The sequence below is a fragment of the Bariatricus sp. HCP28S3_A7 genome, from assembly GCF_052066375.1.
In the GTDB taxonomy this organism is placed as follows: domain Bacteria; phylum Bacillota; class Clostridia; order Lachnospirales; family Lachnospiraceae; genus Allocoprococcus.
This window is the reverse complement of record NZ_JBQHSG010000092.1, coordinates 1-506: the sequence shown is the minus strand read 5'-3', so window position 1 is coordinate 506 and position 506 is coordinate 1. Positions and strand designations below refer to the sequence as shown.

The 506-nt window shown below is 34.8% G+C and carries 2 pseudogenes; both read left to right on the top strand.

Features of this window, described 5'->3' with window-relative positions:
• Nucleotides 1-157: pseudogene (locus ACTNA4_RS16130) on the top strand (flavodoxin family protein); the annotation flags it as partial.
• Between the two features lie 83 nt (nucleotides 158-240).
• Nucleotides 241-506: pseudogene (locus tag ACTNA4_RS16125) on the top strand (hypothetical protein); the annotation flags it as partial.

Below are 506 nucleotides of genomic sequence, written 5' to 3'. Positions count from 1 at the left end.
CCAGTATGAGCTGATTGATAAGCAGTTTGACTGTATGGCAAAATATCTTTCATGGGATATGCTTTTCAAAAAATCATATTATGCAACAGCCAGAGATGAACTTGAAAAAAATAAGGATTCCATGAACGAACTTGAGTGGATTGGAAAAAATTTATAAAGCACACACCAAATTCCAGTCTTGCACTCTGTTGATGTGCTGATTTTTCTGCGCTATACTCCTTCAAAAAGGGGGGTGTTTTTATGGGTAAAGAAATCTATAACATTATCAATGATATGGCAGAGGTACTAAATGCATCACAGATGCAGAAATTGCAAGAAGTTTTAATAAATCGTTTGTCAGAGAATAATACAGTTGACTATTTACAAACCGGTAATGAGGAATTTCTTGATATGTTTTTAACAAGATATAGCAAGAATTCTCCCACCTCTTTAGGTGGCGAGATGAATTGCAAAAAAATACGAGAGAACACTTGTTCTAATGTGCCGGATGTGGTACAATATAATCA